The sequence below is a fragment of the Enterovibrio makurazakiensis genome, assembly GCF_050336585.1.
Classification (GTDB): Bacteria; Pseudomonadota; Gammaproteobacteria; order Enterobacterales; family Vibrionaceae; genus Enterovibrio; species Enterovibrio gelatinilyticus.
In genome coordinates, this window is sequence record NZ_JAKJSE010000010.1 from 14,938 (window position 1) to 28,654 (window position 13,717).

The following is a 13,717-nucleotide window of genomic DNA, read 5'->3' on the forward strand; positions in this document are numbered from 1 at the left end:
CAAAAGTTCTAACACCTATCGTTTTGATAAACCTATGTTTTATCGAACCATTGATAAATGATGGTTTGCAATGGATTAAAAAATGAATAAAAACATCATCTAAACGAATAATTGTGAAGTCTGTGTCTCATTTTTTATGCATGACTCAAGAATGAAATCCTCATAAACAGAGCACTGTTCTAAATAATGATATGGAAAAAAGTTGGCGCAAATCAGCCAGTTGGCTTACACTATTCGTAAGTTACTGATGCGGAATATGCTGCCCGACAGAGGAGCAAGTGAATATTTCCAATGCAGTGCAATTGGTAGTGTAGATACAGAGTATCTCATTTATGTTTAACATTTCTTGAGGGAATGACCTATGGCGCTCACTAAGGCCGATTTGGCTGAGAACCTGTTTGAAAATGTCGGGATGAGCAAGCGGGACGCCAAGGACACCGTTGAAGCCTTTTTCGAAGAAGTTCGAAAAGCTCTCGAAGGTGGCGAGCAAGTCAAGCTGTCTGGTTTTGGTAACTTCGATCTTCGCGAAAAGAACGAACGACCAGGCCGTAACCCAAAAACGGGTGAAGATATTCCAATCACTGCTCGTAGAGTCGTGACATTTAGACCAGGACAGAAACTGAAAGCACGCGTAGAAAACGCTAAAATCGACAAGTAATTGTCGACGAGGACTTCTTGAGTTGCCGTCTGTTTCTTAGACTTATCCTCGTTGAATTCTCACTTACAGTGACAAACCTGATATGAAACCGTGGCTTTTAGCTGCGGTTTTTTATTGCTTGAAAATCGTACGTATGCCTTTCAATCTCTCAAATCTGGCGTCATTCCATGCCGTAAACATGAATCCTGTGATCGTTTGGGTATAGTAAGTGCTGAGATACGAAAAATAATATAGTTAGGGACGTATGAAAATGGACACTTACCTCTCTGAGGGCTTTCTCGAGCAAACCTTATTTCCGCCTGAACAATTCAATCCAAAAACCTTCCAACTTTTCAATGGTACTGATGTTATTCATCATGATATTGGCGTTTTAGAGTTCGTACCGCCAAGTGCAGATCACGCTATTGTGCTCTCCTCTGGTATACACGGAGACGAAACAGCGCCGATTGAGCTGGTGAATCAATTGGTGAACGAAATACTTAACGAAGAGTGGGTGCCGAAGGCACGCACGCTATTTATCATTGCGCACCCAGATGCCATACATGCACATACCCGCTTTATTGAAGAAAACCTCAATCGGCTATTCGCGGGTGTGAACCCGGAAAGAAACAAAGAGTGTCGGTTGGCGAATCGTCTACAGCATCATGTTGGTCAATTCTTTACATCTTGCGAAGCATACATTGGCAAATGGCATTTTGATCTTCACAGCGCGATCCGTGAATCCAAACACTATATGTTTGCTGTTGTACCCGCTTCGAGTCATGCCACCGATGTTCGCCCTTTGATTCACTTTCTAAGCGGCGCAGACATGGATGCCATGCTGCTCAGTCGTTCACCGTCTTCGACGTTTAGTTGGTGGAGTGCAGAGCACTTTGGGGCGCTAGCTGCAACGTTTGAAATGGGACGAGTCGCACCGCTGTATCAAAACAATATGGAAGAGTTTGCTGCACTTAAAGAAGCGCTAGTGGCGAGCTTAACGAAGAGTGAGTTGCCAGCGAGTCAGAATAAGCCAGCACTTGAGATTTACAAAGTCACTCGCACTATCACCAAAACGGACGAAGCTTTCTCTCTGGCTTTTAGCAACGACGCTGCTAATTTTACTTTTTTTGAAGAGGGGGAGTGTCTTGCCGAAGAAAACGGAACAGAATATAAAGCGATTAAAGGAGGGGAAGCCGCGGTATTTCCTAATGCAAACGTCGCGATTGGTCAGCGAGCATGTTTGCTAGTTCAACCTTTCACTCCGGATGAATCTCAGCCACTTTTCGTGAATGTGAATAATGAGCCGGGGCCTTATGCAATCAGTTAAGGCTTTTCATTTTTCAAGGTTCTCTGTATGGTTGGCGGCTATTGATGTTTAAGCCTTAAAACCATGCATTTACTTGAACTTGTTGAGCGACATACTCGTCGTTGGCATATCGCGCTTGTCACTGCTTTTGTGCTTCTTATCGCCTGCGCGCTTCTCTCATTGTCGGCGGGTGAAATCTGGATTTTCCCATTTCATGCTGAATCTGCTTTAGCGCAGCAATTATTGATAGAACTCCGTGTTCCTAGGGTTATTGCCGCTATTTTGATTGGCGCTTCATTGGCTGTTTCTGGCGCAGTACTGCAGGTGTTACTCGGTAACCCACTTGCCGAACCGGGAGTTCTGGGAATTTCCGGTGGAGCAAGCCTTGCGCTTGTACTCGTGATGTTTTTCTTTCCAGCTATGGCTAGCCAATATGGCTTGATGTCAGCGGCTATGCTAGGGGCGCTGTCTTTCACTGGCATATTGGTTTGGCTAGCCAGAAAACGCACCATGTCGACAGCTCGTTTGCTATTGATAGGTGTAGCGTTAGGGATCTTGTCAGGCGCTATTGTGACGTGGGCTTTTTACTTCAGCTCAGATCTTAACCTTCGTCAGCTTTTATATTGGCTAATGGGCAGCTTGTCTGGTGTGCATTGGGCGCAACTCACCCTTGCTGTTGTTGTTATTCCTGCTGTGCTTTGGCTTTGTACACAAGGGCACAACTTGGATTTGATGATGCTGGGTGAAACCCCAGCGAAACAACTAGGCTTGAATACTCAAACTTTGCGCTGGCAACTTATTTTGATGGTGAGCATTCTAGTCGGTGCATCAGTTGCCATGGCTGGCGTGATAGGTTTTGTCGGGCTTGTGGTTCCACATTTCCTCAGGTTATGGCTAGGAACCGAAAACAAATTTCTATTACCTCTTTCAGCGCTTGCGGGGGCTTCATTGCTTTTGGTCGCTGACACCATAGGGCGTATGGCGATTTCTGAAGCTGAACTGCCTGTTGGCGCAGTGACAACGTCACTTGGTGCGCCGTTGTTTATCTGGATGTTATTGAGGCGCGTATGATTGACGTTAAAGATATCGCCTTAGGCACTCGTTTGTTGCCATTAAGTTTTTCAGTTAAACAAGGTGAAATCGTCCATTTGTTGGGTGCCAATGGCAGTGGGAAAAGTACGTTGCTGGAGTTGTTGTCTGGATTAACGGAAGGGCAAGGTGATGTCTTTTTGAATGATATCTCATTAGACAACATAGACAGTAAAACGCTGGCTAGACAACGTGCCTACTTGAGCCAGCAACAGAAACCAGCTTTTGCCATTGGTGTTTACCAATACCTTAGCTTGAGTCTTTCTGCCTTGGCGGTAACCAGTATTGAAACGCGAGATAAAGCGGTTAAAGACATATGCTCAACCTTGGGGATTGAAGACAAGCTCAATCGAAATACAGAGCAACTTTCTGGTGGAGAGTGGCAGCGAGTGAGGTTGGCGGGCGTGTGTTTACAGATTTGGCCGGACATTAATCCTGATGGGAAACTCCTCATTCTTGATGAGCCAGCAAGTGCTCTGGATATTGCTCAGCAGAGTGTGATGTACAAGATGGTCAGGCGGATCGCAGACCGAGGTATCGCTGTTGTGATGTCTAATCACGACATCAATCGTACATTGAGTGATGCGGATAGGGTGATGCTGTTGAAAAATGGGCATCTAGTTGCCCAAGGTGAACCCAAAGACGTAATGCATGTTGATACACTGGAGTCCGTCTTTGGTACTCGATTACGCCGAGTGGAAGTGGATGGGCAATTACTGTTACTTAATACTTAGTTGGCGCACGTCTTACTATCGCACATGGCGATAGTAAGAAGGCTCGACCTCGGTGTTATCGAGATAACAATGAAATCAAAAATTGCTGTCTGCTTGCGCTTCGAGCTTCGCTTTGATGAACATTGCGTGATCCAGATAAAGTAATTCGGCAGTTTTGCGGATCACTGAATCTTCCAATGGATCCAGCTTTCCATCTGCGTACGCGACTCCCCACATTGCTTTTATCAAGTCAAATCGTTGTGGCTGTTCCAGCTGTCGCAACTTATCGGTGTAGTCGTAGAGCGAAACTGAATTAGAGCTATCGACTTTTGCGTCGTTAACTAATGCAGACGCGGCGGTTTCATCTATGTTCAGCAGGGCAGCTAAGAGGCGTGTTTTCGCCGCTTCTTCACGAGGGTCAAGCTCGTTGTCTGCGTCAGCCACCTCACACAGTAAGCCCGCCATCGCTCGTTGATATCGGTTCTCATTAGATGCGACACTTCCACCTTCCTCGGTGAACACTTCTCTAAGAATTGATGACAATTTTGAAAACATGATGGGTATCCAACTAAATCAATGAGTGATCTTTGTCAAAGAATATCAGTAGTTGAACCTATAACGCCAAAAAAATTAGCCCCTAATTATTTCAGTGAAGGTGTTAAAGCACGCGAAGTGACGTTTTGGATTCAACGGGTGTGGGGTCAGAATGGCGACAAAAAAGCCAAGCCTGGGTAGGTTTGGCTTTTTAGATGAAAAGGGTCACAAGCAGATTATTAGCGACGGCTTGGTCGGCGTCCTGTACGTGCTTTATGTGCTGACGCAGCTTTGGCTTGAGACAGCAAAATGGAATCGACGGTGAGTTCCATTGGCTCGCGAGGCTCTAATCCGTGCGGGAAAGGGCGTGCGCGAGGTGGCAATTCAAATTCAGCTTCTGTCGCTTTTGGCATGCGCTTAAAACGATAAAGATAGAAGTTTTCTACTTTCTCTCTCGCCCAATCTGTTTTTTTCAAATACTTCACACTGCTTGCAATGCTTGGCTTCGTATTAAAGCAGTTTAAGCGCATTGCAGTGTCCAGAATTTCCCAGCCGTAATGATCAACAAGCTGTTGCAGCATGTCTTCCATTTTCAGACCATGCAAAGGATTGTTCTGTTGTAGCTCGATTCTTTCTTGTTCTGTCATGAAGGAATTCTCCATTTTAGGTGAATCGCACGCAGTGCTGACTGGGTAGTCATCAGTGTGCGCGCGGTTCGAAATCATATTTCTGCGTTAGTGAGTTGTAACGCGTTAAGCAACGTTTAACATCTTTTGCTGGTGCGCGAGGTATTCGTCAAACGTACCTTGGAAATTCACCAGTGTCTTGTCTTTCACGTCAATAATAGACGTAGCAAGTGATGATACAAATTCGCGGTCATGGCTAACAAAGATGAGCGTACCTGTGTACGTTTTCAGTGCATTGTTTAACGCTTCGATCGCTTCCATGTCCATGTGGTTCGTTGGTTCGTCCATGACAAGTACGTTGATGTCTTGCATCATCAACTTGCCGAACAGAAGGCGGTTCTTTTCACCACCAGAACAATTCTTGGCTTTCTTGTTTACGTCGTCTGCAGTGAATAGAAGACGACCAAGAATACCGCGCACCATCAAATCATCATGCTTCACAGTGCGCCATTGTGAAATCCAATCAAAAATGGTCATGTCATTGTCAAAATCCGCAGTGCTGTCCTGCGGGCAATAGCCCACTGACGCATTTTCTGACCATTTAACGATACCGTTGTTAGGAGATAGCTCGTTCACCAGACAGCGCAAGAGGGTGGTTTTACCCACGCCATTTTCTCCGATGATAGCGAGACGCGAACCCGCTTCTAGCAATAAGTTACCGCCTTCAAATAGCAACTCATCGCCAAATGCATGACCAACGTTTTGAAGTTCCAAAGCTTGGCGGTGAAGCTTTTTACCTTCGCCAAAATCAATAGAAGGACTCATACGGCTTGATGACTTCACTTCATCTAGCTTGATTTTGTCCATTTTCTTGGCACGAGAACTCGCTTGTTTCGCCTTGGATGCGTTTGCACCGAAGCGGTTAACGAAGTCCTGCAATTCGCTGATCTCAGCAGCTTTCTTGGCGTTACCAGATAACAGCTGATCGCGGATCAGTGCAGACGCTTCCAAGAAATACTCGTAGTTACCTGGGTAAATACGCAGTTCACCGTAATCGATATCTGCCATGTGAGTACATACAGAGTTCAAGAAGTGGCGATCGTGCGAAATGATAATCATCGTACACTTACGCTGGTTTAACTCTTCTGCTAGCCAACTGATGGTGTGAATATCCAAGTTGTTGGTTGGTTCATCAAGCAACAGAATATCTGGGTTTGCGAAAAGCGCTTGCGCCAACAGCACGCGCAGTTTCCAGCCTGGCGCAACGTGTTGCATCAAGCCGAAGTGAAATTCTTCTTCGATACCCGCTTTAAGCAAGATGTCACCAGCGCGACTTTCTGCTGTGTAGCCATCCATTTCTGCGAATTCGCTTTCAAGCTCTGCGACCTTCATGCCATCGTCTTCGCTCATTTCTGGCAGCGAGTAAATACGATCTCGTTCTTGTTTGACTTCCCAAAGCTTTTTGTCACCCATGATGACAACATCAATAACGTTATGTTGTTCAAAGGCGAATTGGTCTTGGCTCAACACACCTAGCTTTAGTCCTGGCGTGATAGATACATTGCCAGAGCTCGGTGATAATGCACCGCTAAGAATTTTCATGAACGTTGATTTACCACATCCATTGGCTCCGATTAAGCCGTAACGGTTACCGTTACCGAACTTAGCAGAAATGTTTTCAAATAGTGGCTCGGCGCCGAATTGCATGGTGATGTTAGCGGTTGAAATCAAAGAAATATTCCTAGGTAGATGAGACGGGTGATTCTCTGGTTAAGTGTGTCTAGATCAAACAGTGTTAATGCACGAATGAATAGGGCGCGAATTATACAGACTTATTTAACAAATAACAGATGTGAGAACTAAGTCACGGAAAAAGAGGCGGATAACGACGCAGATATTGGGATGGGTGGCGTGTTGTAACAATGTGCGCTAACGATTTACGGGTTTCACTGTGCACGATATGAACGCGATAGGTGGTTGTTTAACCGAGCTATTGTTACATCAATGTGTTGATGTGCCGTTTAATCTAAGGTGAGTGCAAGATCTTAGAGATCTCACGGTCTCATTCTGTCTCAATATTGAAAGTATTTATGTAAAAATATTCGAATTTTGAATCGATACAAATCAATCATTTTAACAAACCTTAGTGGTATTAATATGTTATCAATATTCAGTTAGAACAAAGGATAAGAGCGACCCTTTACCTCCCTTTACAATTTGAAACATTGTGGTAACACTTGAGGCGTTGTAGAAAGAAAAGTGGCTCAAATGAACGCATATTACTCCACATTGAGTGGTTGGATCATTCCGGTAACGCGTGCAATCAAAGCGCTAGATCTCGACCCCGTTGAAACCTTGAAGCGGTTTGATATTGACCCCGCCGAAGTGAACAATCCTGAAGGACGGATTTGCGTTGAGAGTTTGGGAAACCTATTTACTTACTGCAATAAATATTCAGGTGCTCGCAATTTCAATATCGAAGTTGCTAAGTGCTTTCACCCTTCGATACTGCATGCTTTGGGTTACGCAGTGCAATCAGCTTTTTGCCTGCAAGAAGCACTAGAGCGTGTGAGTCAATATAAGCGCGTTGTATCAAACTGCAGCAATATGGAAGCGTACGAGATGAGAGATCACCTCGTCGTGGAGTTAGTGGTTTATCGTTACACCGACAGCGGGCGCTTAGTTCTTTCAGCCGATTTGATTGAGTCATTTCTCGCGACGCTTGTCCAATTGTCTCGCGGGTTGGTAGGCGGCGATTTGAATCCAGTAAAGATCGAATTTACGTTCGACCGTTCAAGTGATGCATGTCCTACTGCCATGGAGTTTTTCAATTGTCCCATTGAGTATGGTTGTGAGCGAAATGCGGTGTTGCTTGACCTGAACCAAGCCAAAGAGAGAGCTTTTGGTAACAACCCTGCAATCAATCAAATGCACATAGAGCTTTTGAACCAGTTTATGACCCGGGTTGACAGAACCAACCTAACTTACCTGATTGAATCCAAAATTCTTGATGAATTGCCTGTGGGCGCGCCATCACAAGCTGATGTTGCTAAACATCTCGGGTATAGCCTTCGAAACCTGCAGCGTAAGCTTAGTGAGCAGGGGACTTGCTACAAAGATATTCTTGATAATACTCGCAAGCGCATCACGTTAAATTACATCAAACAGCCACATATGAGCATTAGCGAAATAGGATATTTGGTGGGTTTTTCGAACGTGGCAAACTTCAATCGTGCTTTTCGGCGTTGGGAAGGCTGTGCTCCTGGTGAGTATCGCACCAAATACCTTTCTACTAACGATATGGTTGAACACATCCAATCCAGAGTGTAGTGCTGATTATTGATGGCACTGATACTCAAGTAACTTGAAGATTTTTGAAATTGAGTCGCTTCAGGTTGCTTGGATATATCACTAACCGCCTGAATATTTTCGTCTATTCCTGATAATTTTCCTTCCTACGCAATCCCCAATCTTCATCTGTCTTCATTCGAAACGAAAAGATAAGTCTTTGGCGCAAAATAACAACCTGATCGGATACCTCCTGATTCATATTGACAGAGAGGGCGATTTTCAGTCCTTCGCACTGTACGTGTAGTTGTTGCTATTGCTCTTAGGAATGTGCCGAATTGACGTGTCAATTTTGACCAAGGGGCCGCTTCACATCACCGTTATTCAAAACAGTGCATCGCAAATACAAGGAGTTCTAATCCATGAGTAACGTTGAGCACATATCGGGAGTTGCGATAACTGAAAAGTCTGACTTGTCAGAAAGAGTGCGTATGCTCGCGATGTTTGATGCACAGAAAGCGGCCTTTGAACAAGATCGGTACCCTTCATTTGTTTCACGAGTCAGTAGCTTGAAACAGCTCAAGCGCGGCATCTTGGCGCAGAAAGAGGCCTTGCTGGGTGCGTTGGAAAAAGACTTTCGCTACCGAAGTCATGACGAAAGTATGTTGGGTGACATATTTTCTTCGATATCAGCGATTGAATACACACTAAAGCACTTAAAGGGGTGGATGAAGCCGGAAAAGCGGGCTGTTGGCATTGTGTTTCAACCCGCGCATGCGAAAGTGCTTTATCAGCCCAAAGGGGTTGTAGGAATCATTGCACCTTGGAATTACCCTGTTTTTCTCACCATTGGCCCATTGGTCGCCGCCATTGCTGCGGGCAATCGAGCCATGATCAAAACGTCGGAATACACGCCGAATACCAATACAGTGTTGGCAGAGATTCTGGCGGGAGTTTTTGATACTGATAAGGTCTGTGTAGTTCAAGGCGATGTAGACATTGCTCAGGCTTTTTCAGCATTGCAGTTCGACCACATATTGTTTACGGGCTCGACTGAGGTGGGGCGTCATGTCATGAAAGCAGCGGCCGAAAATTTAGTGCCAGTCACGCTGGAATTAGGTGGCAAATCCCCCGTCATCATCGACAACAATATTTCTCTGGATGAAGCGGTTAAGCGTTTTATCTATGGCAAAACCATGAATGCAGGTCAAACCTGTGTGTCACCGGATTACGTTTACTGCCCCAATGGGAAAATTAGAGAGTTAGTCGCCTCATTGAAACTCCGCTACGAATCGATGTATCCCGTCAATGACGGTTATGCAAAACGGACGCGAATTATTAATAGTAAACAGCACCAGCGTCTACTCGGTTACTTAGAAGAAGCCAAGAAGCGTGGAGCTGAAGTGATTTCGTTAGGCGACGCAACAGTAAACTCAGAAGAATGCTATATGCCATTGACCTTGGTAATTGGCACTGATCGAACGATGAAGATCATGCAAGAGGAAATATTTGGTCCAATCTTGCCCATTATCGGATACGACGACTTGAATACAGTGATTGAGGAGATAAACGCAAACCCACGTCCATTAGGCCTTTACATACAGAGCTTCGATAAAAACTTTCAACAAACGGTTCTAAAGAATACGCATGCTGGAGGGGTTTGTATCAATGATGCTGCATTCCATGTGGTGATTGACGATCTACCATTTGGGGGAGTCGGCGACTCCGGACTTGGAAGCTATCACGGTGTCGAAGGATTCAAAACATTCTCACATGCCAAAGCGCTATTTAGCCGCGGTAGGCTGTTCTTTTCCGATATGTTGTACCCACCTTATGGAAAGCGAATGCATCATTGGTTCTATAAGCTATTTGTTCGCTAATCGTGTGTTTTCACTGGCTACATATTGGAAGTGATTTGGCTAATCATAACCTTGGTTATGTTTAGTTTGACGAAAGGAGAATTGCACATGTTGGAAAACGAAAGTACTACGGAAAATTTGGCGGGTTTTATCGTGCAAGCTTGCAAAGCATATGGCGATAAAGTGGCATTCTATTGTGGGCCCGCGCAGTTAACTTATCGAGAGGTTGAAAGCAAATCTCGTGCATTGGCATGTTGGTTTCAACAGCATACCGCATTGCAGCCAGGGGATAGGGTCGCAATTCAGCTTCCCAATATATTGGATTTCCCTGTTGCGGCGTTTGCAGCATTGCGAGCAGGGTTGATCATTGTGAATACCAATCCTCTTTATACTCAAAGAGAAATGCAGCACCAGTTTTCAGACTCAGGTGCAAAAGCGATTGTTATCTTCTCTCCACTTGCTGAAAAGTTGTCTGGGGTTATTGATAAAACAGACATCGAAGTTGTGTTATGCACTTCCAGTGAGCTGCCAGATATTGTCTGCGAAAAAGACATGAATATCTCATCCATTGAGCTCGCTATTGATAGCTGTGTCGACTCAAGCCTTATGCCTGTTATCGTGCCTCCAGACGCCGTTTGCATGTTGCAATATACAGGGGGTACAACGGGAAGAGCAAAAGGGGCATGTTTAACGCATCGATCTGTTCTGAGTAATATGGCGCAGTTATCCGAAAGGCTTAATGGTGTCGTCGAGCCGGGAAATGAGATCTTCGTTTGTCCTCTACCTCTGTATCACATCTATGCGTTTGCGGTGAATTTAATCCTCTTATTTTCAATGGGTAATGCCAATATCCTTATCCCAAACCCTCGTGACTTAGACAGCATGGTGGCGTTGATGAAGCCTCATAAATTTACTGGTATGGCTGGGATAAATACCTTGTTTGTCGGGCTATGTCAGCACCAAGGTTTTCGTGATTTAGATTTTTCCCACTTAAAAATCACATTGTCAGGTGGCACGGCATTAATCGACAGTGCAAGACTTGCGTGGAAAGAAGTGACAGGTGGCGAAATTACAGAAGGGTACGGTATGTCTGAGACATCGCCCGTTATCAGCATCAATCATCCTGGAAAAGAGCATTACGGCACGGTCGGACATGCTTTGATAGATACCGATGTCCAGATTTGGGATGTGAATAATACCGTTGTTGCGAAAGGGGATGTTGGGCAAATTGTTGTGAAAGGCGCTCAGGTGATGAAAGGGTATTGGAACAACCCTGAAGAGACGTCGGAAGTTCTCACGTCCAATGGTTTTTTTAAGACTGGGGACATGGGAATGATCCTTGATGATGGCTCTATCCAAATTGTCGATAGACTAAAAGATATGATTCTGGTGTCTGGATTTAATGTCTATCCGAGCGAAGTTGAACAGGTACTGTCGTCACATCCGGATGTATTAGAGGTTGCGGTTGTGGGCGTGCCTGATGCTGTTACAGGCGAGGCGGTAAACGCACATATTACGGCGAAAGAGACCATCGATCTGGTCGCCCTCCAACAATATTGCCGTGAAAACCTTGCGGCATATAAAATCCCGAAACAAATCCTAGTTGTTAGTGAATTACCTAAATCGGCGGTCGGGAAAATTCTACGAAGAGAGTTACGAGCGACCCAAAGCGGTTAGTCACATTACCAGTATGATCTAACCCGGAGTGTGAAACTCCGAGGGATGATGTTTTTAGTGTTAATTTCTTGTCCATTACTGTTGTTTGATGACAGTTTGCACCCCGGCATGAGCCTGTCGAGGTGCTTTTTTTTATCTGAATTTTGTGGCTTATACCCAATCAATTCTGCATCTTCTGGTTGTTTGGGTATCGTGTTATGTGTGCGAGTTTTGTCTAGTTAGAAGGTGATACTGCTCAAGGCATATCACGAATCGTTGACTTGTAACGTCCAATAGCCAATCTTGAACCGCTCATCGGATTGTTGAATGCGTGTAGCGAACTTTTTTCAGAAGCATTTTCAGGAGCAATCACTGAGTGAGAGTTAACGTTTCGTTATGTATAAAAAGCCTATGACAGAGTGGCGGAATGGCGAAAATTAATGCAAATGCATACCAAGCATTTTAGTAACGCCAGTAACAACGCAGATATATCAACAGCAAAAAGCCCAGCGAGCTGGGCTTTTTCGTTTTCAATCGGTGAGTGGTCCGTTAGTGACCAATATGAAAGGCTTTAAAAGCGATAGTTTGCCTGAGCACCCACAATGACTAGATAACCTTTTGTTTGGTATTCCTGCTCTCCCACGAACAGGCTTGTTTCTTTAAAGGTTTCCTTTGAACGATCCATGTAAGCAAGCCCAACATCAAATGACCATTCTGGGCTATATGTGTAATTTAAACCCGTAGAGAGCCACAATGCATCTTGGTCTGGAATGCTTAACGTTGTTGCGCCTGCTTTTTCATCCAACGCGACACCAGCTCTAAGGGTGACTGCTTGATTTAGCTGGTAGGTTGCGCCAAGGGCCCATCGCCAACTGTCATCGTACTTTTCGGGCTTAACAAAACAGGTACCGCCATTAATGGAACAGCCGGCACCGCTAGCCTTGAATTCTGTGTAATCACTCCATTGTGTCCAAAGAGCGCTATAGTGGACAGCCAATGTATTGTTGAGCTGGTGAAAGCCTGAGAATTCAATGGTTGCTGGCAATGGTACATTGGAAACACTGTCAGCACTGCCACCACCTGGAATAGCCACAAAACCGACCGTATGATCGATGAAGTCGCCGCTAAGTTCGAGATCGACCCCCGCACGATAAGCCAGACCGAATCGATTGTTCTCATCGAGCTCCACCAGAGCGCCTACGTTCCATCCGAATGCCCAATCGTCAGCGTCCCAGCTGAGTAACTTATCCGAACTGTTCTTGTTAAAGTTGCCACCAGAAGCGCCATAGTGACGGTTCACTTCCCCCGTTGCGTAGATAAGGCTAACACCACCACCAAGACTCAGCATGGGGTTGATCCGATATGAGACGGCAGGGTTGAAGTTGACCGATAACAGAGAGGTGTCACCCCCAATATCGCCCGCGGCAAAATCATCTTTTAGGTCAGTGCCTAAGCCATAATTTGAATAAACACCAAGGCCCACTGCGATTTTTTCATCGATAGGGTGAACGTAGTAAGTCGAGGGCACGAACTGTGCAGGCACTGTATCGTTAGATGAAAAAGCATCCGAGCCACCTTTCACATCAATACTGCCATCGAAATAAATGAGTGCGCCAGAGAGTTCAGCCTGCTCGAACAAAGACATTAGTGCTGGGTTTCTTCCCATCGCCGCCGCAGTGTCACCAATAGCTGCTTCCCCTGCATAGGAACGGCCAAGACCGCTGACGGAGTCAAATGCGATTTGGTAGCCGGCTGCGTTAGCAGAGCTAATGCAGAGTGTAGATGCGATGATAGACGAAGCTGCCACCAGAACAGTGATGGTTCGTTTGTTCACAGAACGTTGAATACTTGGATAATGCGTCACTAACATATGGACCTCCATGGTTACTCTCAATAATGTTGTGATCGACTCGTGAAACGTCGTGGTTAGTTTGATGTTATGTGTTTGCGAGGTAGGGTGTTTGTCTTGATGTGCCATAAGGCTATCTGCAAATCATCTTGTGTTGTGT

At 45.2% G+C, this 13,717-nt stretch carries 11 protein-coding genes; 7 read left to right on the forward strand and 4 right to left on the reverse strand.

The window, feature by feature from the left end; genetic code table 11:
- Window positions 1-361 precede the first annotated feature (361 nt).
- The 4 genes from ihfA to btuD all read left to right on the forward strand — a co-directional run bounded on the left by ihfA (window position 362) and on the right by btuD (window position 3,766).
- The gene (gene ihfA, locus L4D06_RS08170; RefSeq protein WP_016962084.1) at window positions 362-658 is read left to right on the forward strand and encodes an integration host factor subunit alpha; all 297 of its coding nucleotides are present in this window, start codon (window positions 362-364) and stop codon (window positions 656-658) included.
- A 250-nt stretch (window positions 659-908) separates the two neighbouring features.
- Window positions 909-1,964, forward strand: a complete 1,056-nt coding sequence (locus L4D06_RS08175) for a succinylglutamate desuccinylase (RefSeq protein WP_429738746.1) — start codon at window positions 909-911, stop codon at window positions 1,962-1,964.
- Between the two features lie 63 nt (window positions 1,965-2,027).
- Window positions 2,028-3,014 (forward strand): vitamin B12 ABC transporter permease BtuC, encoded by a 987-nt coding sequence (gene btuC, locus L4D06_RS08180; protein WP_429738748.1) that lies wholly within the window; start codon window positions 2,028-2,030, stop codon window positions 3,012-3,014.
- Complete coding sequence (btuD, locus tag L4D06_RS08185; protein ID WP_429738750.1) at window positions 3,011-3,766, forward strand: vitamin B12 ABC transporter ATP-binding protein BtuD; 756 nt, start codon at window positions 3,011-3,013, stop codon at window positions 3,764-3,766. The genes btuC and btuD overlap by 4 nt, the downstream gene beginning before the upstream one ends.
- 75 nt (window positions 3,767-3,841) lie before the next feature.
- On the opposite strand, the gene L4D06_RS08190 is transcribed toward btuD, so the two are convergent.
- The 3 genes from L4D06_RS08190 to L4D06_RS08200 form a co-directional block, all read right to left on the reverse strand.
- Complete coding sequence (locus tag L4D06_RS08190) at window positions 3,842-4,300, reverse strand: tellurite resistance TerB family protein (RefSeq protein ID WP_274162514.1); 459 nt, start codon at window positions 4,298-4,300, stop codon at window positions 3,842-3,844.
- A 218-nt stretch (window positions 4,301-4,518) separates the two neighbouring features.
- Window positions 4,519-4,926, reverse strand: coding sequence for a VF530 family protein (locus tag L4D06_RS08195; protein ID WP_429738752.1), 408 nt, complete (start codon window positions 4,924-4,926; stop codon window positions 4,519-4,521).
- 105 nt (window positions 4,927-5,031) lie between these two features.
- Window positions 5,032-6,636 (reverse strand): ABC-F family ATPase, encoded by a 1,605-nt coding sequence (locus L4D06_RS08200; protein WP_274162516.1) that lies wholly within the window; start codon window positions 6,634-6,636, stop codon window positions 5,032-5,034.
- 537 nt (window positions 6,637-7,173) lie between these two features.
- On the opposite strand from L4D06_RS08200, the gene L4D06_RS08205 reads away from it, so the two are divergent.
- The 3 genes from L4D06_RS08205 to L4D06_RS08215 all read left to right on the forward strand — a co-directional run bounded on the left by L4D06_RS08205 (window position 7,174) and on the right by L4D06_RS08215 (window position 11,729).
- Complete coding sequence (locus L4D06_RS08205; protein WP_274162517.1) at window positions 7,174-8,235, forward strand: AraC family transcriptional regulator; 1,062 nt, start codon at window positions 7,174-7,176, stop codon at window positions 8,233-8,235.
- Window positions 8,236-8,615: 380 nt separating this feature from the next.
- Complete coding sequence (locus L4D06_RS08210) at window positions 8,616-10,073, forward strand: coniferyl aldehyde dehydrogenase (protein WP_429738755.1); 1,458 nt, start codon at window positions 8,616-8,618, stop codon at window positions 10,071-10,073.
- A gap of 87 nt (window positions 10,074-10,160) precedes the next feature.
- Window positions 10,161-11,729, forward strand: a complete 1,569-nt coding sequence (locus tag L4D06_RS08215; protein ID WP_429738757.1) for an AMP-binding protein — start codon at window positions 10,161-10,163, stop codon at window positions 11,727-11,729.
- Between the two features lie 550 nt (window positions 11,730-12,279).
- On the opposite strand, the gene L4D06_RS08220 is transcribed toward L4D06_RS08215, so the two are convergent.
- Entirely contained in the window at window positions 12,280-13,578 is a 1,299-nt protein-coding gene (locus tag L4D06_RS08220; RefSeq protein WP_274162520.1) for an outer membrane protein transport protein, read from the reverse strand.
- Between the last annotated feature and the right edge of the window lie 139 nt (window positions 13,579-13,717).